The sequence below is a fragment of the Nonomuraea dietziae genome, from assembly GCF_014195505.1.
In the GTDB taxonomy this organism is placed as follows: Bacteria; Actinomycetota; Actinomycetes; order Streptosporangiales; family Streptosporangiaceae; genus Nonomuraea; species Nonomuraea roseola.
The window spans coordinates 6949899-6974449 of sequence record NZ_JACIBV010000001.1; the positions used below are offsets into that span (position 1 = coordinate 6949899).

The 24551-nt window shown below is 72.1% G+C and carries 18 protein-coding genes; 14 read left to right on the plus strand and 4 right to left on the minus strand.

The features are described from left to right. Nucleotides 1–47: 47 nt before the first annotated feature. On the minus strand, nucleotides 48–1166 hold the full coding sequence (locus FHR33_RS33205; protein ID WP_246452254.1) for an MFS transporter: 1119 nt from the start codon (nucleotides 1164–1166) through the stop codon (nucleotides 48–50). Between the two features lie 296 nt (nucleotides 1167–1462). Beyond that, nucleotides 1463–1963, minus strand: a complete 501-nt coding sequence (locus FHR33_RS33210) for a TetR/AcrR family transcriptional regulator (protein WP_183656159.1) — start codon at nucleotides 1961–1963, stop codon at nucleotides 1463–1465. A gap of 54 nt (nucleotides 1964–2017) precedes the next feature. On the opposite strand from FHR33_RS33210, the gene FHR33_RS33215 reads away from it, so the two are divergent. Then, complete coding sequence (locus tag FHR33_RS33215; protein WP_183656161.1) at nucleotides 2018–3175, plus strand: cysteine desulfurase family protein; 1158 nt, start codon at nucleotides 2018–2020, stop codon at nucleotides 3173–3175. A 26-nt stretch (nucleotides 3176–3201) separates the two neighbouring features. Here FHR33_RS33215 and FHR33_RS33220 read toward each other — a convergent pair whose 3' ends face one another. Continuing rightward, complete coding sequence (locus FHR33_RS33220; RefSeq protein ID WP_183656164.1) at nucleotides 3202–4257, minus strand: DUF695 domain-containing protein; 1056 nt, start codon at nucleotides 4255–4257, stop codon at nucleotides 3202–3204. A 159-nt stretch (nucleotides 4258–4416) separates the two neighbouring features. Between FHR33_RS33220 and mnmA the strand changes: the two genes are divergently transcribed. Beyond that, nucleotides 4417–5475, plus strand: coding sequence for a tRNA 2-thiouridine(34) synthase MnmA (mnmA, locus tag FHR33_RS33225; RefSeq protein ID WP_183656167.1), 1059 nt, complete (start codon nucleotides 4417–4419; stop codon nucleotides 5473–5475). A 31-nt stretch (nucleotides 5476–5506) separates the two neighbouring features. On the opposite strand, the gene FHR33_RS33230 is transcribed toward mnmA, so the two are convergent. Continuing rightward, nucleotides 5507–6142, minus strand: coding sequence for an MBL fold metallo-hydrolase (locus FHR33_RS33230; RefSeq protein ID WP_183656170.1), 636 nt, complete (start codon nucleotides 6140–6142; stop codon nucleotides 5507–5509). A gap of 69 nt (nucleotides 6143–6211) precedes the next feature. Between FHR33_RS33230 and FHR33_RS33235 the strand changes: the two genes are divergently transcribed. The 12 genes from FHR33_RS33235 to FHR33_RS33290 all read left to right on the plus strand — a co-directional run bounded on the left by FHR33_RS33235 (nucleotide 6212) and on the right by FHR33_RS33290 (nucleotide 24425). Continuing rightward, nucleotides 6212–7471 carry a sensor histidine kinase gene (locus tag FHR33_RS33235; RefSeq protein WP_183656173.1) on the plus strand — a complete coding sequence of 420 codons (1260 nt, stop codon included), beginning with the start codon at nucleotides 6212–6214 and terminating at the stop codon, nucleotides 7469–7471. Next, a complete protein-coding gene (locus FHR33_RS33240) occupies nucleotides 7471–9393 on the plus strand; it encodes a sensor histidine kinase (protein WP_183660445.1) in 1923 nt (640 codons plus the stop codon). The genes FHR33_RS33235 and FHR33_RS33240 overlap by 1 nt, the downstream gene beginning before the upstream one ends. Nucleotides 9394–9473: 80 nt before the next feature. After that, nucleotides 9474–10439, plus strand: coding sequence for a methionine synthase (locus tag FHR33_RS33245; protein ID WP_183656186.1), 966 nt, complete (start codon nucleotides 9474–9476; stop codon nucleotides 10437–10439). A gap of 49 nt (nucleotides 10440–10488) precedes the next feature. Beyond that, complete coding sequence (locus tag FHR33_RS33250; protein WP_183656189.1) at nucleotides 10489–14535, plus strand: caspase, EACC1-associated type; 4047 nt, start codon at nucleotides 10489–10491, stop codon at nucleotides 14533–14535. 10 nt (nucleotides 14536–14545) lie between these two features. Beyond that, nucleotides 14546–14938: a hypothetical protein gene (locus tag FHR33_RS33255; protein WP_183656192.1), complete on the plus strand. Its 393-nt coding sequence runs from the start codon at nucleotides 14546–14548 to the stop codon at nucleotides 14936–14938. 84 nt (nucleotides 14939–15022) lie between these two features. After that, entirely contained in the window at nucleotides 15023–17203 is a 2181-nt protein-coding gene (ligA, locus tag FHR33_RS33260) for an NAD-dependent DNA ligase LigA (protein WP_183656195.1), read from the plus strand. A 25-nt stretch (nucleotides 17204–17228) separates the two neighbouring features. Beyond that, entirely contained in the window at nucleotides 17229–17438 is a 210-nt protein-coding gene (locus FHR33_RS33265; protein WP_183656198.1) for an EF-hand domain-containing protein, read from the plus strand. Nucleotides 17439–17565: 127 nt separating this feature from the next. After that, nucleotides 17566–19632, plus strand: a complete 2067-nt coding sequence (locus tag FHR33_RS33270) for a putative bifunctional diguanylate cyclase/phosphodiesterase (protein ID WP_376773262.1) — start codon at nucleotides 17566–17568, stop codon at nucleotides 19630–19632. A gap of 101 nt (nucleotides 19633–19733) precedes the next feature. Next, entirely contained in the window at nucleotides 19734–20033 is a 300-nt protein-coding gene (gatC, locus tag FHR33_RS33275; protein ID WP_183656201.1) for an Asp-tRNA(Asn)/Glu-tRNA(Gln) amidotransferase subunit GatC, read from the plus strand. Beyond that, a complete protein-coding gene (gene gatA, locus FHR33_RS33280) occupies nucleotides 20030–21520 on the plus strand; it encodes an Asp-tRNA(Asn)/Glu-tRNA(Gln) amidotransferase subunit GatA (RefSeq protein ID WP_183656204.1) in 1491 nt (496 codons plus the stop codon). The genes gatC and gatA overlap by 4 nt, the downstream gene beginning before the upstream one ends. 5 nt (nucleotides 21521–21525) lie before the next feature. After that, nucleotides 21526–23010, plus strand: coding sequence for an Asp-tRNA(Asn)/Glu-tRNA(Gln) amidotransferase subunit GatB (gatB, locus tag FHR33_RS33285; RefSeq protein ID WP_183660447.1), 1485 nt, complete (start codon nucleotides 21526–21528; stop codon nucleotides 23008–23010). 92 nt (nucleotides 23011–23102) lie between these two features. Further along, the gene (locus FHR33_RS33290; protein WP_246452255.1) at nucleotides 23103–24425 is read left to right on the plus strand and encodes an MFS transporter; all 1323 of its coding nucleotides are present in this window, start codon (nucleotides 23103–23105) and stop codon (nucleotides 24423–24425) included. The last annotated feature ends 126 nt before the right edge of the window (nucleotides 24426–24551 follow it).

Sequence of the window (24551 nt, forward strand, 5' to 3'; positions counted from 1 at the left end):
CGACCGAGCCTCTCACGCGTGTGGGCGGCTCCCAAGGGGCCGCCGGGTCAGGCGGCGACTCCTGCGGGGGTGCGCTCCTCGACGTGGGCGGGGGTGGTCGTGGTCGTCTCGTGGCGGGGCAGGAACCGTGCCGCGACGGCGATGAGCACGCCGAGCACGACCGCGATGCCGAGGGCCATGCGCAGTGAGGTGAAGTCGCTGATCAGGCCGATCGCCACGGGGCCGAGCAGCAGACCCGCGTAGCCCATCGCGCCCGCCTGGGCGATCGCGGGGCCGGGGTTGTCGGTGGCGGTGCCCGCCAGCGACAGCGTCATCGGCGAGATGGTGGCGACGCCGAGCCCGACGAAGAACATCGCGAAGACCGCGATCAGCGGAGTGGCGGCGGTCAGCACGATCGCGAACGTCGCGGCCGTGGCCACGCCGGAGACGGTCATGATGCCTCGCACGCCGAACCGCCCGCGCAGCCGGTCACCGCCCAGCCTGGCCAGCAGCATGCCGACCTCGAATACCGGGTAGCCGAGCGCGGCGATCGCCTCGGGCGCGCCGAGCTCGTCGCGCATGAACAGGCCGTTCCAGTCGGCGACGGTGCCCTCCACCATGAACGCGAAGAACATGATCGCGCCCAGCAGGTAGACGACCGCGGGCAGCCTCTTGCGCGCCTTGGCCGTGGTCCGTACGACGGGGGGTTCGGGCAGGTAGGTACGACCGATGATCATGACGAGGGGGAGCGAGATCAGCGCGACCAGCGAGAGGTTGGCGGTGTAGGACAGGCCGAGGGCGATCGCGAGGCTGCCGATGCCGCCTGCCGCGATGGCGCCGACGCACCAGCCCGCGTGCATGCCGTTCATCAGCGGCCTGCCGTAGGCCTGCTCGACCGTCGAGCCCTGGGCGTTCATGGCGATGTCGACGGTGCCGAAGGCCATGCCGAAGACGGCCACCGCCACCAGGAGCGACGGCAGGTTCGGCGCGCAGCCGATGCCGAGCAGCGACAGCGCGGTGGCAGGGCCACCGACCCGCAGGACCGTCCGGCTGCCCGCGCGCTGCATGATCCCGCGCATGGACTGCATGGTCACGAGCGCGCCCAGACCCCACACGAGCAGGATCACGCCGACCGTCGCTTCGGACAGGCCGAGTTTGTCGGTCAGTGCCGGGATGCGCACGGTCATCGTGCCCACCATCAAGCCAGCCAGGACAAAAGTGAGGATCGACCCATAACGGGCAGTCCTCAGGTCGCGGGTCATCGTCAACACCTCTCGGATCGTCAGGTGGGCGCCCTCGTGGGGCGCCGCTCAGTCAGTGAACGGCGCCCCACGGGGGGCGCCGCTTGTCAGGGAAATGGCAGCCAGGAGCGGCGGCGCCTGGTCGGGCGCCGTTCGTCCGGGGAGCGGGGAACGGGGGAAACGGGGAACGTGGCGACCACGCGCGGCGTGCGGCTCTTCTGGAAGGAGGCGTGCCGCGGGCGCTAGAGCAGAGCCAGGAGCCTGGCCTCGAGCGCGACGAGGTCGCTCTCCGAGTGGAGCCCGGGGTCGTGGCTGGCCACGTCCCACAGCCCTTCGCACGCCAGCCGGACGATCTGGGAGGCGACGGGGTCGGCCTCCTCGGCCAGGGCCTCACGGTGCCACCTGGTCATCGCGTCGCGGAGCGGCGCGAGGAGGAACAGGTTGCCCGAGGCCCCCGTCACGACGGCCCATCGTCGCAGCCGGCCCGAGCGGACGGCGGCGAGCGTGGCGCCCAGGTAGCGTTTGGTGTAGGTGTCGTGCGGCTGGGCCGCCATCAGGTCGTCGAAGTCCCCGATGAGCCGCTCGACCATGCCCTTGATCAGAGCTTCCTTGCTGCTGAAGTGGTAGAGGAGCCCGCCCTTGCTCACGCCGGCCCTGTCGGCGACGGCGGCGAGGGTGAGCGCGGCCGAGCCCTGGTCGCAGAGGAGCTCCTCTGCGGCGTCAAGCAACTCGTCTCGCCTCATAGGGTCTACTGTACCGTCCGGACGGTACAGTGGCAAACGAGATACGCTGATCGGGTGAGCCCGGCCTACCTAGATCACGCGGCGACCACTCCGATGCTTCCTGAGGCCATCGAGGCGATGACCCAACAGCTCGGCCGCGTCGGAAACGCATCGTCGCTCCACGCCGCCGGACGACAGGCCCGCCGGGTGGTCGAGGAGTCGCGTGAGGCGATCGCCGACGCCCTGGGCGCCCGGCCCAGCGAGGTGGTCTTCACCGCGGGCGGCACCGAGGCCGACAACCTCGCGATCAAGGGCCTCTACTGGGCCCGCGAGCCGCGCAGGCGCATCCTGATCAGCGCGATCGAGCACCACGGCGCGCTCGACCCCGCCAGGTGGCTGGCCGACCGGCAGGGCGCCGAGGTCGAGCTGCTCGAGGTCGACTCCCACGGCAGGGTCCACCCCGACACGCTGCGCGCCGCCATCGAGCGCGATCCCGAGAGCGTGGCCCTGGTCAGCGTCATGTGGGCGAACAACGAGGTCGGCACGGTCCAGCCGATCCGCGTCCTGGCGTCGATCGCGCGCGACCACGGCATCCCTTTCCACACCGACGCCGTGCAGGCGGTCGGCGTGCTGCCGGTCTCCTTCGCCGACTCGGGCGCGCAGGCGCTCACGCTGAGCGGCCACAAGGTCGGCGGGCCCATGGGGGTGGGCGCGCTGCTGCTGGAGCGGGGTGTCACGCCCGTCTCCGTCCTGCACGGCGGAGGCCAGGAGCGCGACGTGCGCTCGGGCACCCTCGACGCTCCCGCCATCGCCGGTCTCGCCGCGGCCGTCGAGGCGGCGGCGAAGGGGCAGCAGGCGCAGGCGATCCGCCTCAGCGCGCTGCGCGACGACCTCATCCGCCGCGTACGGCAGGCCGTGCCCGACGTGATACTCAACGGCGACCCCGTCGACCGGCTGCCGGGCAACGCCCACTTCTCCTTCCCCGGCTGTGAGGGCGACGCGCTGCTGATGCTTCTCGACGCCAAGGGTGTGGAGTGCTCGACGGGCTCGGCCTGCTCGGCCGGGGTGGCTCAGCCGTCCCACGTGCTGCTGGCGATGGGCGCGCCCGCCGCGGCCGCCCGCGGCTCGCTCCGCTTCACCCTGGGCCACACCTCCACGCAGGACGACGTCGACCGCCTGATCGAGGTCCTGCCCGCCGCCGTCGAGCGAGCCCGCCGCGCGGGCCTCAGCTGAGCGCACGGCGGGCCTGACCAGCCGGGCTAGGACAGGAACGGCGCGACCGAGGTCCAGCCGGGATCGCTGACCACGTCGACGAGCGGCTGGCCCTCCTCCCAGCTCACGATCAGCTCCTTGGCGTGGATGGCCGCCTCGCCTGTGGGGTCGGCGTAGACATGGATGACCCTCGTACCCTCGGCGCTGAGGTGCGCGGCCAGCACCCCGTCGGCGTGCAGCCTGCCCAGACGGGCCGCCAGCCGTTCCTCGAACTCCCTGAGCGAGGCCAGTGACCCGTCCACGGGCAGGCCGTTCTCGTCGGCGTGGGCGTAGGGCAGCGTGATCTGGATGTGCTGGTCGTAGAGCGGGTAGTCGACGGGCCTCAGCGGATAGCGGGCCGTGGCGATGAGCGGCGCGCCGCCCGCGGTCTGGCCCTCCAGCAGCGCCCACTGCTCCTCGGCGTACTCGGAGGCCAGGTCGGCGATCACCGAGGGCAGGTGCACGGCCTCGACGGAGTCGATCGGCTGGAACGTGGCAGGCGTGATCTCGCCGACCCATCTGGCCACGTCGTCCTCGCCGAGCAGCCAGTCGAGGGAGAGCAGCGTCGCCTCCATCCTCGTCTCCTCGTCGAGCATGACGAAGACGGGGTGGAAGGCGGCGATGTCCATGCGCGGAACGCCCCTGGGCACGCGCAGGCCGAGCAACAGCTTGTCGAGGGCGAACTCGTAGCCGCCCACGTCCAGCGTGAGCTCCATCGCCTCGGGGTTGGCCTGGCGCGAGGGGTGGTACTCCCACAGCGCGTCGCTCTCGGGCGCCGCCTTGGCCCACCGGTGCGCCAGCGACCGCAGTTCGGGGTCGCCCGCCGCGGTCACCACCAGCGCCTGCTGTGCCTTCCCCCCGGGCGCGACCTCCCAGACCAGGCCGGGATGGACCGCGCTGACGGCAGGCGCGATCAGCTCCGAGAGCCGCTCGGCCTCGCCCGCCTCGACCATCGCGTCGATCCCCGGTCTGGCCTGCTGCCACCACTCCCAGAACTCGGCCAGCCCGTCGCCGGTGTCCTCGGCGACCTCTTCTTCTTCGTCCTTGCGCCCGAACAGTCGCATAACCCAGCATTCTCGCATCGCGCGGGCGCGAGGCTCCCCGTTCTCGCCCTGTACGGCGAGCCGCTCCGCGTCCATGGGCGCGGCGGCGTGGTGAGGGGACCCACGCCGGCGGCCCTGAGGGCCGAGCGGGCACCGGCGAGACGGTAGTCTCGAAACGTCATGGGACTGCGTGTGCTTGCCGCCATGTCGGGCGGCGTCGATTCCGCCGTGGCCGCTGCTCGGATCGCCGAGGCGGGCCACGATGTCACCGGTGTGCATCTGGCGCTCTCGGCCAATCCCCAATCCCACCGTACGGGGGCCAGGGGCTGCTGCACGATCGAGGACTCCCGCGACGCCCGCCGCGCCGCCGACGTCATCGGCATCCCGTTCTACATCTGGGACATGGCCGAGCGCTTCCAGCGCGACGTGGTGGAGGACTTCGTCGCCGAGTACGCCGCCGGCCGCACGCCCAACCCCTGCCTGCGCTGCAACGAGAAGATCAAGTTCGAAGCGGTGCTCGACAGGGCGCTGGCGCTGGGCTTCGACGCGGTGGCCACGGGTCACCACGCCAGGCTCACCGACGGCGTGCTGTCCAGGAGCGTCGACCAGGGCAAGGACCAGTCGTACGTGCTGGGCGTGCTCACCAGGCAGCAGCTCAGCCACGCGATCTTCCCGCTCGGCGACTCCACCAAGGCCGAGGTGCGCGAGGAGGCGGCCAGGCGCGGCCTGACCGTCGCCGACAAGCCCGACAGCCACGACATCTGCTTCATCGCCGACGGCGACACCAGGGGCTTCCTGGCCAAGCGCCTGGGCCAGGAGCCCGGCAGCATCGTCGACCAGGAGGGCGAGGTCGTCGGCTCCCACCACGGGGCCTACGCCTTCACCATCGGCCAGCGCAAGGGCCTGCACATCGACCGCCCGACCGCCGACGGCAGGCCGCGCTACGTGCTGTCGATCGAGCCGGTCTCCAACACGGTGACCGTGGGCCCTCGCGAGGCGCTCCAGGTCACCGAGATCACCTGCGTGCGGCCCGTCTGGAACGGCCCCGAGGCCACGGGGGAGCTGTCGGTGCAGCTGCGCGCCCACGGCGAGGTCTACGGCTGCCGCTTCGAGACGCGCGACGGCGAGGTCGTCATCACGCTCGACCAGCCCGCCACGGGCGTGGCGGCGGGTCAGGCGGCCGTGCTCTACTCCGGTGACACCGTGATCGGCTCGGCCACCATCGCCACCGCCGCCTGACCCTCTCCACCAGGGTCGGCCGGGGGCGGGATCAGGCGAGCGTGACCGAGTCGCCGACGGCGATGCGGCGAATGTCGGCGCCCTGCTTCTCCGACTCCATCTGCAGCCAGCCGTCCACCAGGCCGAGGCCGGCCTCGCTGTAGAGCGCGTCGTGGGTGGAGTAGGCGCGAGCGGGCTTCACCGTGCGCAGGTACCCGATGACCTCCGACATCTTCAGCCAGGGCGCGCCCGTGGGCACCATGAGCGTCCCGACGGAGGCGTCGGGCACCGTGAAGGCGTCGCCCGGGTAGAACACCTCCTCGTCCAGCAGGAAGCCGACGTTGTCGACGATCGGCATGTCGGGGTGGTTGGCGGCGTGCCATTCGCCGAACACCCTCACGCCGAAGCCGGCCGTGTCGAAGGCGTCGCCGTGCCGTACGGTCTGGACCTTCGCGGGCAGTCCCTCGGCGGCGCCAGAGGCGACACCCTCGCAGGTCCACACCTCGACCTCGGCGGACAGGGTCAGCAGCTTGTCGCGGTCGGCGTGGTCGAAGTGGTTGTGCGTGATCAGCACGGCGTCGGCGCCGTCGAGGGCGGCCGCGTCGGTGAGTGTTCCAGGATCGATGACCAGGACCTTGCCGTCCTTCTCGAGCCGGACGCAGGCGTGGCCGAATTTGGTGAGCTTCACCTGTCCCACGATAGGACAGGGCCTGAGTCCCGTGACGACGGGACATCTCGCCCCTAGGATCCGCGACATATGGGGAGAAAATTACTGGGGGCGCCGGGCCTGCCGCAGGGGTGCGCGGCGGGCCGGTCCGGCGTCCTCTCCGTTGGAGCGTTCCCGCGCGACCGTCGCCGGCATCTCGCCCTGGTCGTCAACCGCGCGCTCGTCTACGCCGTCCTCACCGTGGTCGTCGGAGCCGTCTACTTCGGGATCATCGCCGTGGCGGCGGGCCTCGGCTCGTGGGCCGGCCTGGTCGCCGCGCTGGCGGCGGGGGCCCTGTTCCACCCCGTGAGGCAACGCCTCCAGGAGGTCGCGGACCGCCTGTTCAAGGTCGAGCGCGACCCCTACAGGGTGGCCGACCGGCTCAACCAGAGCGTCCAGCGGGCCAGCGGCCCGGTCGAGGCGCTGGAGTCGGCGGCGACCGCGATCAGGCAGGCGCTCCAGGCCGACGGGGTGGCGGTCGAGGTGCTGCTGTCCGACGGCAGCCTGCGCAGGGTGTGCGACGGCGAGCCTAGCGAGCAGGCCACGCCGCTGATCTGGCACGGCCGTCCGGTGGGCCGGCTGCTGCTGGCGGGCGAGCCGCCTGATCCTGGTCTGCTCGACATGCTGGTCAGGCATCTGGCCGAGGTGGCCCACGCCGTACGGCTGACCGCCGATCTGCAGCGTTCCAGGGAGCGCATCCTGGCCACCCGAGAGGAGGAGCGCCGCAGGCTGCGCAGGGACCTGCACGACGGGCTCGGGCCCACGCTGGCCAGCCTGGCGATGACCGTCGACGAGGCGCGGCTGCGCCTTTCGAAGGATCCGGCGGCGGTCGACCCGCTGCTGCACAGGGTGCGCAGCCAGATGGCCACGGCGATAGGGGACGTGCGCGACCTGGTCTACGGCCTGCGCCCGCCCGCGCTCGACGAGCTGGGACTGGAGGGCGCGCTGAGATCACTGGCCGAAGGGCCTGGGCCGAGGGTGGTCGTGGTGGTGACAGGCCGGCTGAAGGACCTTCCCCCTGAGGTGGGCGTGGCCGCGTACAGGATCGCGCAGGAGGCGGTGACGAACGTGCGCAGGCACGCCCACGCCACCACGGCCCTGATCAGGCTCGAACGCCAGGAGGAGCTGTGGCTGACCGTCTCGGACGACGGGATCGGGCTGCAGGAGGAGCGGCGCAACGGCGTGGGGCTGGCCTCGATGCGTGAGCGCGCGGCGGAGGCGGGCGGCGACTGCGTGGTCACCGGCAGACCCGGCGGCGGCACCGAGGTGGTCGTGCGGCTGCCGCTCAAGGCGGAGGAGGGGGCGCGGTGATGCGCGGGATCGCGTGGGCGGGCGCGGTGTTCTCGCCCGCGGCGGCGTTGCTGTCGTGGTGGATGGCCGAGCAGGTGCCGTGGCCCACCTCGATGGAGGGCATCGACCCCATCGCGCTGCTCTTCCCCGTCGCCGCGGCCTTCCTGATCGACCGCAGGCCCAGGCTGCCGTTCCTGTGGATCATGTGGGGCACCGGCGTCGTGTGGGCGGTCTACAGCCTCGCCTTCTCCGGCACGCACTGGCTGACCGCCTACGCGCCGGGACCGTACGTCCCCTATCTGGGCTGGCTGGCGCTGTGGCTGTGGCTGTGGGCGGTGCCCACGTTCATCGGGATCATGCCGCTGCTCTTCCCCGACGGGCGCCTGCCGTCCAGGCGGTGGCGGTGGGTGCTCTACGGCAACCTGTTCCTGATGGTCGGCCACTCGCTCCTGCTCGGGCTGAGCCCCGACGCCGGCTTCGAGCTGGAGATGGAGGGCTTCGACAACCCCTTCGGCGTCGAGGCGCTGGGCACGGTCCCCGAGACCGTCGAGAGGTGGATCACCCCGCCGATGATGGGCCTGTCGGTGCTCGGCCTGCTCTCGCTGGTCTCCCGCTATCTGGCGGCCGGTCCTGAGCTGTGCAGGCAGATCGCCTGGTACGCCGCCACCATGGGCGTGTTCGTCGGCTTCTGGCTGGTGCGCGGCGACGACCCGGTGCTGGGGGCCGTGCAGCTGGTCCTGGCCGGCGGCATCCCGATCTCGATCATCGCCGCCGTGCTGCGCCACCGGCTCTACGGCATCCAGATCATCCTCAACAGGACTCTGGTGTACGGCGGGCTCGCGGTCGTCGTCGGGGTCATCTACGCCGCGCTGATCTGGCTGGGCGACCACCTGGTGGGCTCCTACGGCCCTGTCGCGGGCCTGGTGGCGGCGATGCTGGCGGGCGCGCTCTTCCATCCGGTGAGGCTGCGCCTCCAGCAGGCCGCCGACCGCCTGTTCGACGTCGAGCGCGACCCCTACAGGGCGGCCGACAGGCTCAGCCGTACCGTGCAGGAGGCGGGCGACCCCGCCGAGGCGCTGGCCACCGCGACCTCGGTGGTCAGGTGGGCGCTCGGCGCGAGGGGAGCCGCCGTCGAGATCGAGGGGACGGTCACGATCGTGGACGGCGAGCTGGGCGAGGAGCCGAAGGCGGTGCCGCTCGACTGGCACGGCGAGCCCGTGGGACGGCTGCTGCTCAACGGCGTCAGGCAGGGCAGGGAGCCGCTGGCCGTGCTGGCCAAGCACCTGGCCGAGCTGGCGCACGCCGTACGCCTGACCACCGATCTGCGGCGCTCACGCGAGAGCATCAGGACCACCCGCGACGAGGAACGGCGGCGGCTCGGCAGGGAGCTGCACGACGGGCTCGGCCCCGCGCTGACCAGCGTCACGATGACGATCGACGAGGCTCGCAGGCGGCTCGCGCGCGACCCCGAGTCGGTGGCTCCGCTGCTGGCGCGCGTGCGCGAGGAGATGACCTCGACGATCGTGTCGGTGCGCGAGCTGGTCTACGGCCTGCGCCCGCCCGCCCTCGACGACCTCGGACTCGAAGGGGCGCTGCGCCTGTTCGGCCAGGCCCCTGGGCCGCGCGTGGACGTCGTGGCCGAGGGCTCGCTCGACGGGCTGCCCGCGGCGGTGGAGGTGGCGGTCTACCGGATCGTCCAGGAGGCGCTGACGAACGTCCGCAGGCACGCGGGCGCCACCGCCTGCCTGGTGAGCCTGGCACGCACGGACGAGGAACTGCGCGTGGCGGTCTGCGACGACGGCGTGGGCCTGCCGCCCCGCCCTCCCGCGGGCGTGGGGCTGACCTCCATGAGGGAGCGCGCGGCCGAGACGGGCGGCACCTGCACGGCCGGGCGGCGCGAGGGCGGCGGCACGGAGATAGTGGCCCGCCTGCCCCTCCACTGATGACAAACGCTGTCGGACCAGGTCAGACGGCATATGGACGCGATCCTTCGCGGACGTCTCTCATCAGTAAGCTAAGGCTCATGTCCTTTGGCGCGAGCGGTGTCGGATCACATCCAGGCGAGGATCACTTCGAGGCCCTCAGGGTGGTGTTCGGTGAGCTGCCCGACCTGCCGTACCTGCCGGAGCTGCCGGCGAGGGGCGTCGGCGCCGACCTGGTCGGCAGGACGGCGGCGCTGCTGGTCGAGCTGCCTGTGGAGGTGCAGCCCTCAGGCTGGCGCCTGGCCTCGCGGCCGGGCCGCGACCACCGCAGGGCGGTCGACCACCTCGCCCGCGACCTCGACGGGCTCGAGGAGGTCGCCGACGGCTACGAGGGGCCGCTCAAGCTGCAGGTGTGCGGGCCGTGGACCCTGGCGGCCGCGATCGAGCTGCGCCACGGCGACAAGATGCTCTCTGACCAGGGGGCCGTGCGCGATCTGACCGCCTCGCTCGTGCAGGGGGTGACCGACCACGTGGAGTCGGTGCGCAGGCGGGTGCCCGGCGTCACCGAGATCGTCCTCCAGCTCGACGAGCCGGGGCTGCCGGGGGTGCTGGCGGGCACCGTGCCGACGGCCTCGGGCTTCGGCAGGCTCGCCCCTGTGGAGGAGTGGCGGGCCGAGGAGGCGCTGCGGCTCTTCCCCGACCCCGTCGTCCACTGCTGCGCCCCCAGGGTGCCGATCGCCATGCTGCGCAGGGCGGGGGTGCGGGCGGTCTCGCTGGACGCCTCGATGCTGTCCAGGCGCGACGAGGAGCCGATCGGCGAGGCGATCGAGGCGGGCGTGAACTTCTTCCTCGGCGTGCTGCCCGGCCTCGACAGCAGCCTGCCCGACGTGAAGGTGATCGCCAAGACGGCCACCGACCTGTGGCAGCGGCTCGGCTTCGCCGCCGAGGAGCTCCAGAACAGGGTGGTGCTCACGCCCACGTGCGGGCTGGCCGGCGCCTCGCCCGCCTACGCCAAGGCGGCGCTCGGCAGGCTCAGGGAGACGGCGAAGGCGCTTCGCGGAGACTGATTCCCCGCGCGGGTCTTGACGGCCGCGACAGGAGTGATGGACTCGACGCGTGACGGCGGGCGACTTCGCGGGGGCCGGCGCGCTGCTGCTGGGCACCGGCTCGCACGCGCAGGGCTCCGACCTGCCCGACCTGCCGTCCGTCGCGCGCACGCTCGACGACCTGCGATCCGTGCTGCTCGGCAGGTGCGGCCTCGCGTGGGTGCGGACGGTCCTCGACCCTCCCTCGCCGCGCGAGCTGGGTGACGCGATCGCCTCCGCGGCCTCCACGGAGGGGCCGCTGATCGTCTACTACGTCGGGCACGGCCTGGTCAGCAGGCGTGGAGCGCTCCATCTGGCGGCGGCTGAGACGGTCTCGGGGCCGCTGGCGCTGGAGCACACGGCGCTGCCGTACGACCTGATGCGCCGCTACCTGCTCGACAACGCCGGCGGGCCGCTCGTCGTGGTCCTCGACTGCTGCTTCTCCGGCAGGGCCATCGAGGGCATGTCCGACCCGTGGGACGTGGCGGAGATCTCGGGGGCGTACGTGCTCACCTCGGCCGGGCGTAGCGAGCCCTCCTTCGCGCCCGACGGCATGGCGCACACCGCCTTCAGCGGGGCGCTGCTGCGGCTGCTGACCGAGGGGCCGCCCGAGCTGACGCTGTCCGACGTGCACCGCCACCTGAGCAGGACGCTGCCGGCCGCGGGCTTCCCGAGGCCCCGCGTCCGCTCCACGGGCAGGGTGGGCGAGCTCGCGCTGCTCCGCGCCCCCTCCAGGGGCCACGGCGAGGTGCGGCCGCCGCCCGCTCCCGCCTTCGAAGGGCCGCCCTACAAGGGGCTCGAGGCGTTCGGCACGGCGGACGCGGCGCTGTTCTTCGGCAGGGAGCGCCTGGTGGAGACCCTCGTGCGGCGCCTGGACGACCCCGCGCCGCTGATCGTCACAGGGGTCTCCGGCTCGGGGAAGTCCTCGCTGTTACGCGCCGGGCTCGTTCCCGCGCTGCGGCAGCGGTCGGCGGGCCTCACCGTCGCGGTGACCACGCCGGGCGAGCCTATCCCCCCGGGCGTGGACGTGCTGGTGCTCGACCAGTTCGAGGAGGCGTTCACCGGCGGCGCCGTCCCTGACCTTCCCTGCCAGGTCGTGATCGGCGTGCGGGCCGACTTCCTCGGCAGGTGCGCCGCCGTACCCGCGTTGCGGGCGGGTCTCGAACGCGGGCCCGTCGTCGTCGGCCCGATGAGCCACGCGGAACTGCGCTCCGCCGTCGAGCGGCCCGCGCTCGCGGCCGGGCTCACCCTCGAACCCGGCCTGGTCGAGCTGCTGCTCAGCGAGCTGGGCAGCGAGCCGGGACGGCTCCCCCTGCTCTCCCACGCCCTGCTGGTCACCTGGCGGCGGCGCGGCGGCGCCACGCTCACCGTGGCGGGCTACCGGGCCACAGGCGGCATCCACGGCGCTCTGGCCGCCACCGCCGACGGCGTGCTGGCCTCGCTGCCCTCGCACGAGGCGGCGAGGGCGGTCTTCAGGCGGCTGGTCCACGTGGGGGAGGGCAGCGACGACACCAGGCGGAGGGTGCAGCTGGACCGGCTGCTGGCCGAGGTCCCCGACCCGCTGGCCGCCTGCGAGGTGGTCGACGCCTTCGCCTCCGACACCGCCAGGCTGATCACCCTCGAAGGGCAGGCGGTCGCGATCACCCACGAGGCGCTGCTGACGGCCTGGCCCGTCCTGCGCGGCTGGCTCGGCTCCGATCGCGCGGGCCTGCTCGTCGAGCAGCACCTGCTGGAGGCCGCCGCGGCATGGGAGGGCGAGACCGAAGGGCTCTACCGGGGCCACAGGCTGGCGCTCGCGCGCGAGTGGGCGCTCGGCAGGCCGTTGCCGCAGGCGGCCGAGCGCTTCCTCGCCGCCTCCATCGCGCACGAGGAGGGGAGGGCGAGGGCCGCGCGCCGCCGCGCCAGGCGCAGGGTGCTGCTGTCCGGCGTGCTGGGCGTGCTGCTGCTGCTGTCCTTGGCCGCGGGCGGCGTCGCCTTCACCCTGTACGGCAGCGCCGAGTCCGCCCGCAGGAGCGCCACCGCCCGCGCCCTCGTCCAGCAGGCCGGCGCCCAGAGCCAGGCCGACCCCGCGCACGCCCTCCGCCTGGCGCTGGCCGCCCTGGCCGTCGAGCCGGGAGAGCGGCACAGGGGCGCCCTGGTCGGGCTGCTGGCGAGCTCCCTGTACGCCGCCGCCGCGGGGGTGGGCGAGGCGACGCTGACCCTGGCCCACAGCCCTCGGGGCGGGCTGGTGGCGGCCGTCGGCCTCGACGGCTCGGCCGAGGTCTGGGACACCACCGACCGGCACGCGCTCGCCCGGGTCGCCGTGCTCGACGGCCACGGAGGAGCCGTGCGGGCCGCGGCGTTCACGCCGGACGGCGCGACCCTCGCCACCGGCGGCGAGGACGGCAGCGTGATCGTCTGGCGGAGCTCCGACTGGGCCAGGACCGCCACCGTCGAACCGGGCCGCGGCGGGATCCACGCGCTGGACTTCAGCCCCGACGGCAGGCGGCTCGCGGTGGGCGCCGACGCGGCCGCGCTGGTGTGGCCCCTGGGCGGCGACCGGGCGGAGGCGGTGCGCGGGACGGGGCGGGACGACCCCGTCCGGTCCGTGGCCTTCACGGTGGACGGGCGGCGGGTGGTCACGTGCGGCAGGTTCGCCGACTGCGCGCTGTGGAGCCCGTCAGGCGGGGCCGCCGTGCGCTTCTCCACGCCGTCGACCGTGGAGGGCGAGCAGGCGCACGTCACCTGGGCGCTCGCGCTCAGCCCCGACGGCAGGACGATCGCCACCAGCGGGAACAGGTCACGCGCCTACCTCTGGAACATCGAGGGGACCAGGCCGAGGCTGCTGGCCGACCTCGCGGGCCACGCCTCGGCGATCAGGGCGGTGGCCTTCAGCGGCGACGGACGGCTGCTGGCCACGGCGGGGGCCGACGGGCGGGCGATCGTGTGGGAGGTGTCGCAGGGCGCCGCCGTCCAGCGCGCCGTCGTCGGCGGCCGGGCGGCGGAGATGCGCTCCGTCTCGTTCGACCCCGTCACCGGAGACCTCATGACCGCTGACGCCGAGGGCCGGACGGTGCTGTGGGAGACCTCCAGACTGGGGCCGCCCGCCGTACTGGCGAAGGTGCCGCAGGAGGCGGTGGGGAGGGGCGCGCTGGCCGCGGACGGCAGGCGGCTGGTCACGGTGACGGCCGAGCACGCCCTCACCCTCTGGGAGCTGGGCGGCGACCTGCCGCGGCGCGCGCTCCTCGCCGAGGACGCGGGCCAGGTCTCCGCGCTCGCCGCCGGCGACGGCGTGGCCGTCACGGGCGGCGAGGACGGCACGGCCGCGCTGTGGCGGCCCTCGCGGCACGACACCTCGGTGGCCGCGCGGCTGTCCTCGCGGATCACCGCGGTCGCCTCGGCGGGTGGCTGGGCGCTCGCCGGCGCCGCCGACGGCAGCGCGGCGCTGTGGCCGCTCTCCTCCCGGGACCCGGTACGGCTGCCGCCCGCGCGCGGGTCGGTGGACGCGGTCGCCGTCAGCGCGAACGGCAGGCTCGCGGCGACGGGTGACGCGTCGGGCAGGGTCCGGCTGTGGAGCCTGGCCGACCCCGGGCGCCCTGCGGTGGTGGCGGACTTCCCCGCCGATCTTGATGGGATCGTCTCGGCCGCGCTGTCCGCCGACGGTCGCAGGCTGCTCGTCGGCGGGAGCGACAAGCTCGCCAGGCTCTGGGACGTCGGCGATCCCGCCAAACCCGTTCGCCTGGCTGACCTGGACAACGACTTCAGGGTGGTGGCCTCGGTCGGGTTCGCGCTGGGGTCGTCCCTGGCGTACACGGGGGCGGGCGGAGGGCCGGTGAGCCTGTGGCACGTGACGGGGGAGGGGGAGACGCGCAGGTACGCGACGCTCCCCTCAGCCGACGAGGTGACGCTCAGCGCGGACGGGACACGCATGTTCGCCAACGGCCACCCGGCGGGGGCCGTGGTGTGGGACCTGTCGCGGCTGGCACGGGTGCTGCGCGACCCGGTCGCGGCGGCCTGCGAGATCGCCCATGGAGGGCTCGAGGAGAAGGAGTGGATGCGACTGACCGAGGGGCTCGCCTACCGACGTTCGTGTCCTTGAGGAGACAGTCATGATCATGAGAATCGCCGCCACAGCCCTGCTCGTCACCGCCTTACTGCCCGCTTCCGCGCACGCGGCCACGCTCGTCACAGGACCGGACGGCAACAGGGCCACGATCCGCGCCTCGATCGACGGACACCACAAGCTGACGGTCCTGCTTCCCTCGGTCACGGACAGGCACAGGAGCAGGTGCACCTGGGTGGTCCTGCTCGTGCGCCGTACGGACGGGCACAGGAGGACGGTGCCCGAGTGGAGATCGGCCACCAACCGCAACTGCACCAACAGGACGGTCGCCCTGCCCACCTTCACCAGAGGCGACGTCAAGCGGGCATGGGCGCAGCTGTGCGTCTCACGGTCCGCGCCCACGAGGCCGTGCTCCAGGTCGTGGACGAGGCTGGTCTGAACAGGTGAACGGCGTCCCCGGGAGGACCGGGTTGTCGGTGTCGCGAGATAGCGTTCTCCCAGGGTTGACGGAGGGAGTTTCCTGATGAGCGCCGAGGTCGAGGGTGTGCCGGTGGACGCGCTGAAGCGGCACGCCGAGCTGAGCGAGCTGGTCGAGGAGGCGCGTGAGCGCTACTACGTCCTCGACGAGCCCACCGTGAGCGACGCGCAGTTCGACGCGTGGTTCAACGAGCTTCTCCAGCTCGAGCAGGCCCATCCCACGCTGCAGACGCCCGACTCGCCGACGCAGAAGGTGGGCGCGCCCGTCAGGGGCGACTTCGCCAAGGTGCAGCACCTGCAGAAGATGGAGAGCCTCGACAACGCCTTCAACGACGCCGACATGGCCGCCTGGCAGGTCAGGGCCGAGCGCCTGGCCGAGCACGACCCGGGGCCCTACCTGTGCGAGCTGAAGATCGACGGCCTCGCCATCGCGCTGGTCTACCGCAACGGCAGGCTGGAACGCGGCGCCACCAGGGGCGACGGGCGCACCGGCGACGACGTGACGCCCAACGTCCGCACCATCAAGGGCATCCCGCACAAGCTCGAGGGCGACGACGTGCCCTCGCTCGTCGAGGTGCGCGGCGAGGTCTACATCCCCGTCGCGGAGTTCGGGAAGCTCAACGAGCAGCTGGTCGAGCAGGGCAAGGCGCCCTTCGCCAACCCGCGCAACGCCGCGGCGGGCACGCTGCGGCAGAAGGACTCCCGCATCACCGCGCAGCGGCCGCTGCGGATGCTGGTCCACGGGGTCGGCGTCTGGGAGGGCGCGGCCGAGCCGCGGACCCAGTCGCAGGTCTACGACAGGCTGCGCGAGTTCGGGCTGCCCGTGAGCGACCTCTACCAGGTCGTGCCCGACCTCACCGGCATCAACGACTTCATCGAGCACTACAGGGTCCACCGCCACGACCCCGCCTACGAGATCGACGGCGTGGTCGTCAAGGTCGACAAGATCAGGACCCAGCGCGAGCTCGGCTCCACCTCGAGGGCGCCACGCTGGGCGATCGCCTTCAAGTACCCGCCCGAGGAGGTCAACACCAAGCTGCTCGACATCGAGGTGGGCGTCGGCCGTACCGGCAGGGTCACCCCCTACGCGGTGATGGAGCCCGTGCTCGTGGCGGGGTCCACGGTCGAGAGGGCCACGCTCCACAACGCGGCGATCGTCGTCAAGAAGGGCGTGCTCATCGGCGACACCGTCGTGCTGCGCAAGGCGGGCGACGTCATCCCCGAGATCGTCGCCCCCGTCACGGCGCTGCGCGACGGCTCCGAGCGCGAGTTCGTCATGCCGACCCACTGCCCCGAGTGCGGCACCGAGCTGGCCTACGAGAAGGAGGGCGACGCCGACCTGCGCTGCCCCAACGCCCGCTCGTGTCCCGCGCAGATCCGTGAGCGCCTCTACTTCGCGGCGGGGCGGCGCGCCCTCGACATCGAAGGCCTCGGCTACGTCGCCGCCACGGCGCTGACCCAGCCGGTCGAGGGCCAGGAGCCGGTGCTGCGCACCGAAGCCGACCTGTTCGACCTCACGCTGGAGCAGCTCATCCCGATCAGGTCGGTGGTGCGCGACCAGGAGACGGGTCTGCCCAAGATCGACCCGAAGACCGGCGAGCCGAAGGTGGTCTCGTTCTTCTCCAACGTCAGCGGCGCGCCGAGCCAGAACGCGCTGAAGCTCCTGGCGGAGCTCGAGGAGGCCAAGAAGGTGCCGCTCTGGCGGGTGCTGGTCGCGCTCTCCATCCGCCACGTGGGGCCGCCCACCGCCCAGGAGCTGGCCGGCGCCCTGCGCTCGATCGACGCGGTCATGAACGCCTCCGAGGAGGAGCTGGCCGCGGTCGAGGGCATCGGTCCTCGCGTCGCCGCGACGATCCGCGAGTGGTTCGCCGTCGACTGGCACCGCGAGATCGTCGAGCGCTGGAAGGCGGCGGGCGTCCGCATGGAGGACGAGCCCGCCCCGGAGAAGGGCCCGCAGACCCTCGAGGGCCTCACGTTCGTCGTCACCGGCACCCTGGAGGGCTTCACCCGCGATTCGGCCGCCGAGGCCATCACCTCGCGCGGCGGCAAGGTCGCGGGGTCGGTCTCGAAGAAGACCGCCTTCGTGGTGGTGGGCGAGAACGCGGGTTCCAAGTACGACAAGGCGGTCAGCCTGGGAGTGCCCATCCTCAACGAGGCCGGGTTCGGGGTGCTGCTGGATCAGGGCCCCGAAGCCGCTGCGGAGGTCGCCGTCAAGCCGGAAGAATAGGCCTTCCCTACGGAAAGGTGGTCATATGTCCGAGCTCAGCGGTGAGCGGTTGGCGGAGCTCCGTCAGGCCTTCGCCTCGATCGACGTCAGCGGCGACGGGTTCATCAGCCAGGAGGAGTTCCTGAAGCACTTCCCCGGCCTGCCCGCCGAAGCGCTCGGGTCGCTGGAGCAGACCGCCGACGCCGACGGGGACGGCCGGATCTCCTTCGAGGAGTTCGTCCGTCTCCTGGGCTGAGATCAGTTTTCCCGCAAAACGGATAAATGCCGCGTTTTGCCGGGAAATGTGGGCAAGTGGGGTGACGGAACGTAGGCGGGTGGTTTCGGGAAGTGGGGTAAAGGTCGTACCCTCCCATAGTGACCTCATGGGGGTTCTGTTACCGATGACCGACCCGAATGACACGCGCGACACGGGACCACGCGTAGGCACCCCGTTGTGGGCCTTCCTCGCAGGCGTCTCCGTGATCGGCTGCACCGCGCTGATCGTGGCCGAGCTGCGCCTCGACGTGTTCGAACTGGCCGAGCTGGCCAGGGCGCCGCTCTTCTGGGTGCTGGCCGTCCTGGTGGTGCTCGGCGAGCTGCGTCCCGTGATGGTGTCGTCGGCCACCGCGGTGGGCGGCACCTATCCGGCGACCATGTTCACCTTCGCCGTGCTCCTGCACTACGGGCTCGCGGTGGCGGTGCTCATGCAGGTCGTCGGCATCGTGGTCAACGGCGTCGTCACCCGCAAGGCCTGGCACAGGGTGAGCTTCAACGTCGCCCAGGCCACTCTGGCGTTCACCGCGGCGGCGGTCGTGCTCGGCCTGTTCGGCATCGTGCCGAGCCCGTCGTCGCCGTGGGTGCCCTCAGGGCCCACCCTGACGGCCGTCGCGCTGTCGGGCCTGGCCTACTTCGCCGCGCGGGCGATGCTGGTCTGCGGCGCCGTGGCGCTGCACGAGCGGCGCTCGCTGAGCAGGGTGCTGCGGGCGACCGTGGGCCCGCAGGCGCTGGTCTACACGGCGCTGCTCGGCCTCGCGCCGCTGGTCGTCGTGGTCATGGAGGACTCACCGGGGCTGGTGCCGCTGTTCGTGGCGCCGCTGGCCGCGGTCTACTTCACCGCCACGCTGTCCATGCGCCGCGACCACCAGGCGATGCACGACGAGCTCACGGGGCTGCCCAACCGCAAGATGCTCATCGTCTCCACCGAGGAGGCGCTGGCCGAGGCGCGCCACGACGAGCGGGTGGGGCTGTTCCTCATCGACCTCGACAGGTTCAAAGAGGTCAACGACACCATGGGGCACCCGGTCGGCGACCGGTTGCTGCAGATGGTCGCCCACAGGCTCACCCACTCCGTGCGGCCCGGCGACGTCGTCGCACGCCTCGGCGGCGACGAGTTCGCGGTGCTGCTGCCGTCCATCAGAGACTCGCACGCGGCGAGGGAGGTCGCGGCCAGGCTCAGGGCCGCGCTGACCGAGCCCGTCCGCCTCGAGGGCATGACGTTCGACATGGACGGCTCGGTCGGCATCGCGCTCTTCCCTGACCACGCCCCCGACTTCGAGCTGCTGCTGCAGCGCGCGGACGTGGCGATGTACCTGGCCAAGGAGGGCCGTACGGGGGTCGAGCTCTACCAGCAGGACAAGGACCGCAACTCGCCCGAGCGCCTCGGCCTGCTGGGCGACCTGCGGCGCGCGGTCGACAACCGCGAGCTGCGGCTGCACTACCAGCCCAAGGTCGATCTCGCCACCGGCGAGGTGCGGGGGATGGAGGCGCTGCTGCGCTGGCGCCATCCGGTGCGCGGGCCGATCCCCCCTGACGACTTCATCCCGCTGGCCGAGCAGTCCTACCTGATGCGGCAGCTGACCGAGTACGTCATCGACGCGGTGATGGAGCAGGCGGCCCGCTGGTGGCACACCGGGCTGCAGGTGCAGATCTCGGTCAACGTCTCGGCCCGCGACCTGCTCGACTCCGCCCTCCCCGACCAGCTGGAGGCCGGGCTCTCCCGCTTCAGACTGCCGCCCGAGGCGATCCAGCTGGAGGTCACCGAGCGGATCCTGATGGGCGACCAGGCCTACACCCACGAGACCATCAAGGCGCTGGCCGCGCTCGGCGTGCCGCTGGCGCTCGACGACTTCGGGACCGGCTACTCCTCCTTCATCCGCCTGCAGCGGCTGGCCGCCTCCGAGGTGAAGATCGACGCCTCGTTCGTGCAGCGGCTGTCGTCGTCGGAGGACGACGAGCGCATCGTCCGCTCGATCGTCGACCTGGTCCGCTCTCTCGGCCTGCGGTCGGTGGCCGAGGGGGTCGAGACCGAGGAGGTGGCGCTCAAGCTCACCGGCATGGGCTGCGACATGGGCCAGGGCTGGCTGTTCGGCAGGCCGATGGCGCCCGCCGACGCGACCGTCTGGCTGAGGGAGCGCGTCGGCGTGCAGGAAGCCGAGTACGTCGAGATCTGAGAGCGATGCCTGGAGGCGGCGCTAATGGTTCGGCCACCCTCCGTCAAGAGCCCTAGGATGACAGTGTCCAAACTCCATCCACGAAACGGGTTCAACGACTCATGTCCGCCATAACCCGCGACGAGGTCGCGCACCTGGCCCGGTTGTCCCGGCTGGCGATCTCCGACGACGAACTCGACCACTACGCGACCCAGCTCGATGACATCATCGCCGCGGTCGCGAAGGTGGCAGAGGTCGCCGCCGAGGACGTTCCGCCTTCGTCGCACGCGCTCCCGCTGACCAATGTCTTCCGTGCCGACGAGGTGCGACAGTCCCTCACGCCCGAGCTGGCGCTCTCGGGCGCCCCGGCCGTCGAGGACGACCGCTTCCGGGTTCCGCGCATTCTCGGGGAGGAAGCATGAGTCTGATCCACAAGACCGCCGCCGAGCTGGGCGCGCTGATCGCCTCGGGCCAGGCGAGCGCCGCCGAGGTCGCCGAGGCCCACCTCGACCGCATCGAGCAGGTCGAGCCCAAGGTGCGCGCGTTCCTCCACGTGGACCGCGAGGTCACGCTGGAGCAGGCCCGCGCCGTCGACGAGCGCATCAGGCAGGGTGAGAAGCTCGGCCCCCTGGCCGGGGTGCCGATCGCGCACAAGGACATCTTCGCCACGCGCGACATGCCCACCACCGCCGCCTCGAAGATCCTCGAGGGGTGGCGCCCGCCGTACGACGCGACCGTCACCGCGCGGCTGCGCAAGGCCGGGCTGGTCATCCTCGGCAAGACCAACCTCGACGAGTTCGCGATGGGCTCCTCCACGGAGAACTCCGCCTACCACGCCACGCACAACCCGTGGGACCTCACCAGGGTTCCCGGCGGCTCCTCCGGCGGCTCCAGCGCGGCGGTCGCCGCCTACCAGGCGCCGCTGTCGACGGGCACCGACACCGGCGGCTCCATCAGGCAGCCGGCCGCCGTCACCGGCATCGTGGGCATGAAGCCGACCTACGGCGGTTCCTCCCGCTACGGACTGATCGCCTTCGCCAGCTCCCTCGACACCCCCGGGCCCTTCGCCCGCAACGTCATGGACGCGGCGCTGCTCCACGCGGCCTTCTCAGGACACGACCCGATGGACTCCACCTCCATCGACGCGGCCGTGCCCGACGTCGTCGAGGCGGCGAGCAACGCCGACATCGCGGGCATGCGCATCGGCGTCGTCAAGGAGTTCGGCGGCGAGGGCTACCAGCAGGGTGTGCTCAACCGCTTCCACGACGCCGTCGAGCTGCTCGAGTCGCTGGGCGCGAAGGTCGTCGAGCTCTCCTGCCCGTCCTTCACCACGGCGCTGCCCGCCTACTACCTGATCGCGCCGTCGGAGTGCTCCTCGAACCTGGCCCGCTTCGACGCCATGCGCTACGGCCTGCGCGTGGGCGACGACGGCACCAGGAGCGCCGAGGAGGTCATGGCGCTCACCAGGGCCGCGGGCTTCGGCCCCGAGGTCAAGCGGCGCATCATGCTCGGCACCTACGCGCTGTCGAGCGGCTACTACGACGCCTACTACGGCCAGGCGCAGAAGGTTCGCACGCTCATCTCGCGCGACTTCGAGGCCGCCTTCCACCAGGTCGACGTGCTGATCTCGCCGACCACGCCGACCACGGCCTTCCCGATCGGCGAGCGCGCCGACGACCCGATGGCGATGTACCTCGCCGACCTGTGCACGATCCCGTCCAACCTGTCGGGCAACGCGGCCATGTCGGTCCCGATCGGCCTGGCCGACGAGGACAACCTGCCGGTCGGCCTGCAGATCATGGCCCCGGTCCTCGGCGACGACCGCTGCTACAGGGTCGGCGCCGCTGTTGAGAAGGCCCTGGAGAGCCGCTGGGGCGGCCCGTTGCTGAAGGAGGCTCCCGCACTGTGAGCGTCATGGCGTACGACGAGGCCCTGGAGCGGTACGAGCCGGTCCTCGGCCTGGAGACCCACGTCGAGTTGGGCACCCACTCGAAGATGTTCTGCGGCTGCTCGACCACCTTCGGCGCGCCGCCCAACACCCATGTCTGCCCGACCTGCCTCGCGCTGCCCGGCTCCCTGCCGGTGGCCAACGAGATGGCGATCGAGTCGACGATCCGCATCGGCCTGGCGCTGAACTGCTCGATCGCCGAGTGGTGCCGCTTCGCCCGGAAGAACTACTTCTATCCGGACATGCCGAAGAACTACCAGATCTCGCAGTACGACGAGCCGCTCTGCTTCGACGGCTACCTCGACGTCGAGGTCGACGGCAGGACCGTGCGCATCGAGATCGAGCGCGTCCACCTCGAGGAGGACACCGGCAAGTCCACCCACGTGGGTGGCGCGACGGGCCGCATCCAGGGCGCCGACTACTCCATCGTCGACTACAACCGCGCGGGCATCCCGCTGGTCGAGATCGTCACCAAGCCGATCCCCGGCACCGACAGGCTCGCCCCCGAGGTCGCCCGCGCCTACGCCACCGAGCTGCGTGAGCTCATGCGCTCGCTCGGCGTCTCCGACGTGCGTATGGAGGAGGGCTCCATGCGCTGCGACGTCAACGTCTCGCTCATGCCGCGCGGCTCCTCGGAGTGGGGCACCCGCACCGAGACCAAGAACGTCAACTCGCTGCGCAGCGTCGAGCGCTCGGTGCGCAGCGAGATCCAGCGGCAGGCGGCGATCCTCGCCGAGGGCGGCAGGATCATCCAGGAGACGCGCCACTTCCACGAGGACACCGGCATGACCACGTCGGGCAGGTCCAAGGAGGAGGCGCAGGACTACCGCTACTTCCCCGAGCCCGACCTGGTGCCGATCGCGCCCGACCCCGTGTGGGTGGCCAGGCTCAAGTCCGCGCTGCCCGAGCTGCCCGCCGTACGGCGTAAGCGGCTGCAGGCCGAGTGGGGCGTGAGCGACCACGACATGGAGTCGATGCACAACGCCGACGCCATCGAGATCGTGGAGGCCACGATCGCGGCGGGCGCGCCCGCCGCCGACGCCCGCAAGTGGTGGATGGGCGAGCTGGCCCGCAGGGCCAACGAGTCGGGCAAGGCCCTGGCCGACCTGCCCATCACCCCCGCGCAGGTCGCCAGGGTGACCGAGCTGGTGGCCTCTGGCACGCTCAACGACAAGCTGGCCCGTGAGGCGCTCGACGGCGTGCTGGCGGGCGAGGGCAGCCCCGACGAGGTCGTCGCCTCCAGGGGGCTGCAGATCGCCGACGAGGGCGAGCTGGCGACGATCGTCGAGCAGGTGCTCGCCGGCAACGCCGACGCCGTGGAGAAGGTCCGCTCCGGCAAGATCGCCGCGGTGGGCGCGCTGGTCGGCGGCGTCATGAAGGCCAGCCGAGGCAAGGCCGACGCCGCGCGGGCCCGCGAGCTGATCCTGGAGAAGCTCGGCGTCAGCGAGTAGGCGCCGTCGCGAAGCGGGGGCCGAAGTCCTAGGCCGGTGCCTAGGACTTCGGCCCGATGTGCTTCGCGGCGCCCCGCCGTAGCGTCGCACGCATGACGCGTACATCTTTGACCGCAGGCCTGGTGGCACTGGTGTCGCTGGTGGCCTTCGAGTACATCGCCGTGGCCATCGCCATGCCGGTCGTGGCACGTGAGCTGGGCGGATTGCACCTGTACGGCCTGGCCTTCAGCGGCGCGATGGCCGCCGCCGTCGTCGGCACGGTCCTCGGCGGCCGATGGGCCGACCTGAGAGGGCCGAGCGCCCCTTTGTGGTCCGGAGCGGCCGCCTTCATCGCCGGTCTCGTGCTGGCGGGGGCGGCTCAGTCCATGGAGATGTTGATCGCCGGCCGGCTCGTCCAGGGCTTCGGCGGAGCGCTGGTCAGCGTGGCGCTCTACGTGGTGGTGGCCAGGGTCTATCCCGAGGAGTCACATCCGAAGATCTTCTCCCTGTTCGCCACGGCGTGGGTGGTGCCCTCCATGGTCGGCCCCGCGATCGTCGGCCTCGTGGTCGACACGCTGGGCTGGCGGTGGGTCTTCCTCTCGGTGCCGGTGCTCACCGTGATCGCGGGGCTGATGCTGCTGCGCGGGCTGGCGGGGCAGCCGGTCACCGGCGGGCAGGCCGAGCCCGCGCCGGGGCTGGCGAGGAAGGTCGGCTGGGCGGTCCTGACGGCCGTGGGCGCGGGCCTCATGCAGTACGGCAGCGACGGCCGGTTCCTCCTCCTGGTCGTGGGGCTCGTCGTGCTGCTGGTGGCGCTTCCGAGGCTGCTGCCCGCGGGAACGCTGCGCGCCGCCAGGGGGCTGCCCTCGGTCGTGGCCCTGCGCGGCCTGGCCACCGGCGCGTTCTTCGCCGCCGAGGTGATCATCCCGCTGATGCTGATCAACGAGCGCGGCCTGTCTCCTCTGCTGGCCGGGTTCGCGCTGACCGGCGGCGCGCTCACCTGGTCGTTCGCCTCATGGCTGCAGGGTCGCGAGGTGTTCAGCAGGAGGACGAACCTGTTCGGCGGCTCGGTGGCCATCGCCCTCGGCATCCTGTTCATGGGCGCGGTCACCTTCGACGGCGTGCCCGTCGCCCTCGCCTACCCGGCGTGGGTCGTCACGGGATTCGGCATGGGACTGGTCTATCCGACGCTGTCGGTGCTGACACTCGAACTGTCGAGCCCCGGTGAGGAGGGCGTGAACAGCTCCGCTCTGCAGGTCGGCGAGTCGGTCTTCTCGGTGGTGGCGGTCGCGATCACCAGTGCGCTGTTCGTCGCGGCGGACTCGGGCTACTGGGCGGTCTACGCGGCCACGCTGCTCATGGCGCTGGTCGGGCTCTGGGTCGCGCCCCGCTTCCAGACCGCACGAGTCGCCGCTCCGGCAGTTGCTCATATGTCATGATTTCCGCCATGCGCTGGGCGATGAGGGGGACGATCGCCGCCGTCGCCCAGCGGTACGCGGGCAGGCGGCCGGCCCGCGATCCGCGCTGAAAAGACCGTGAAAGTGAACCGGTTGATCGGGTGATAC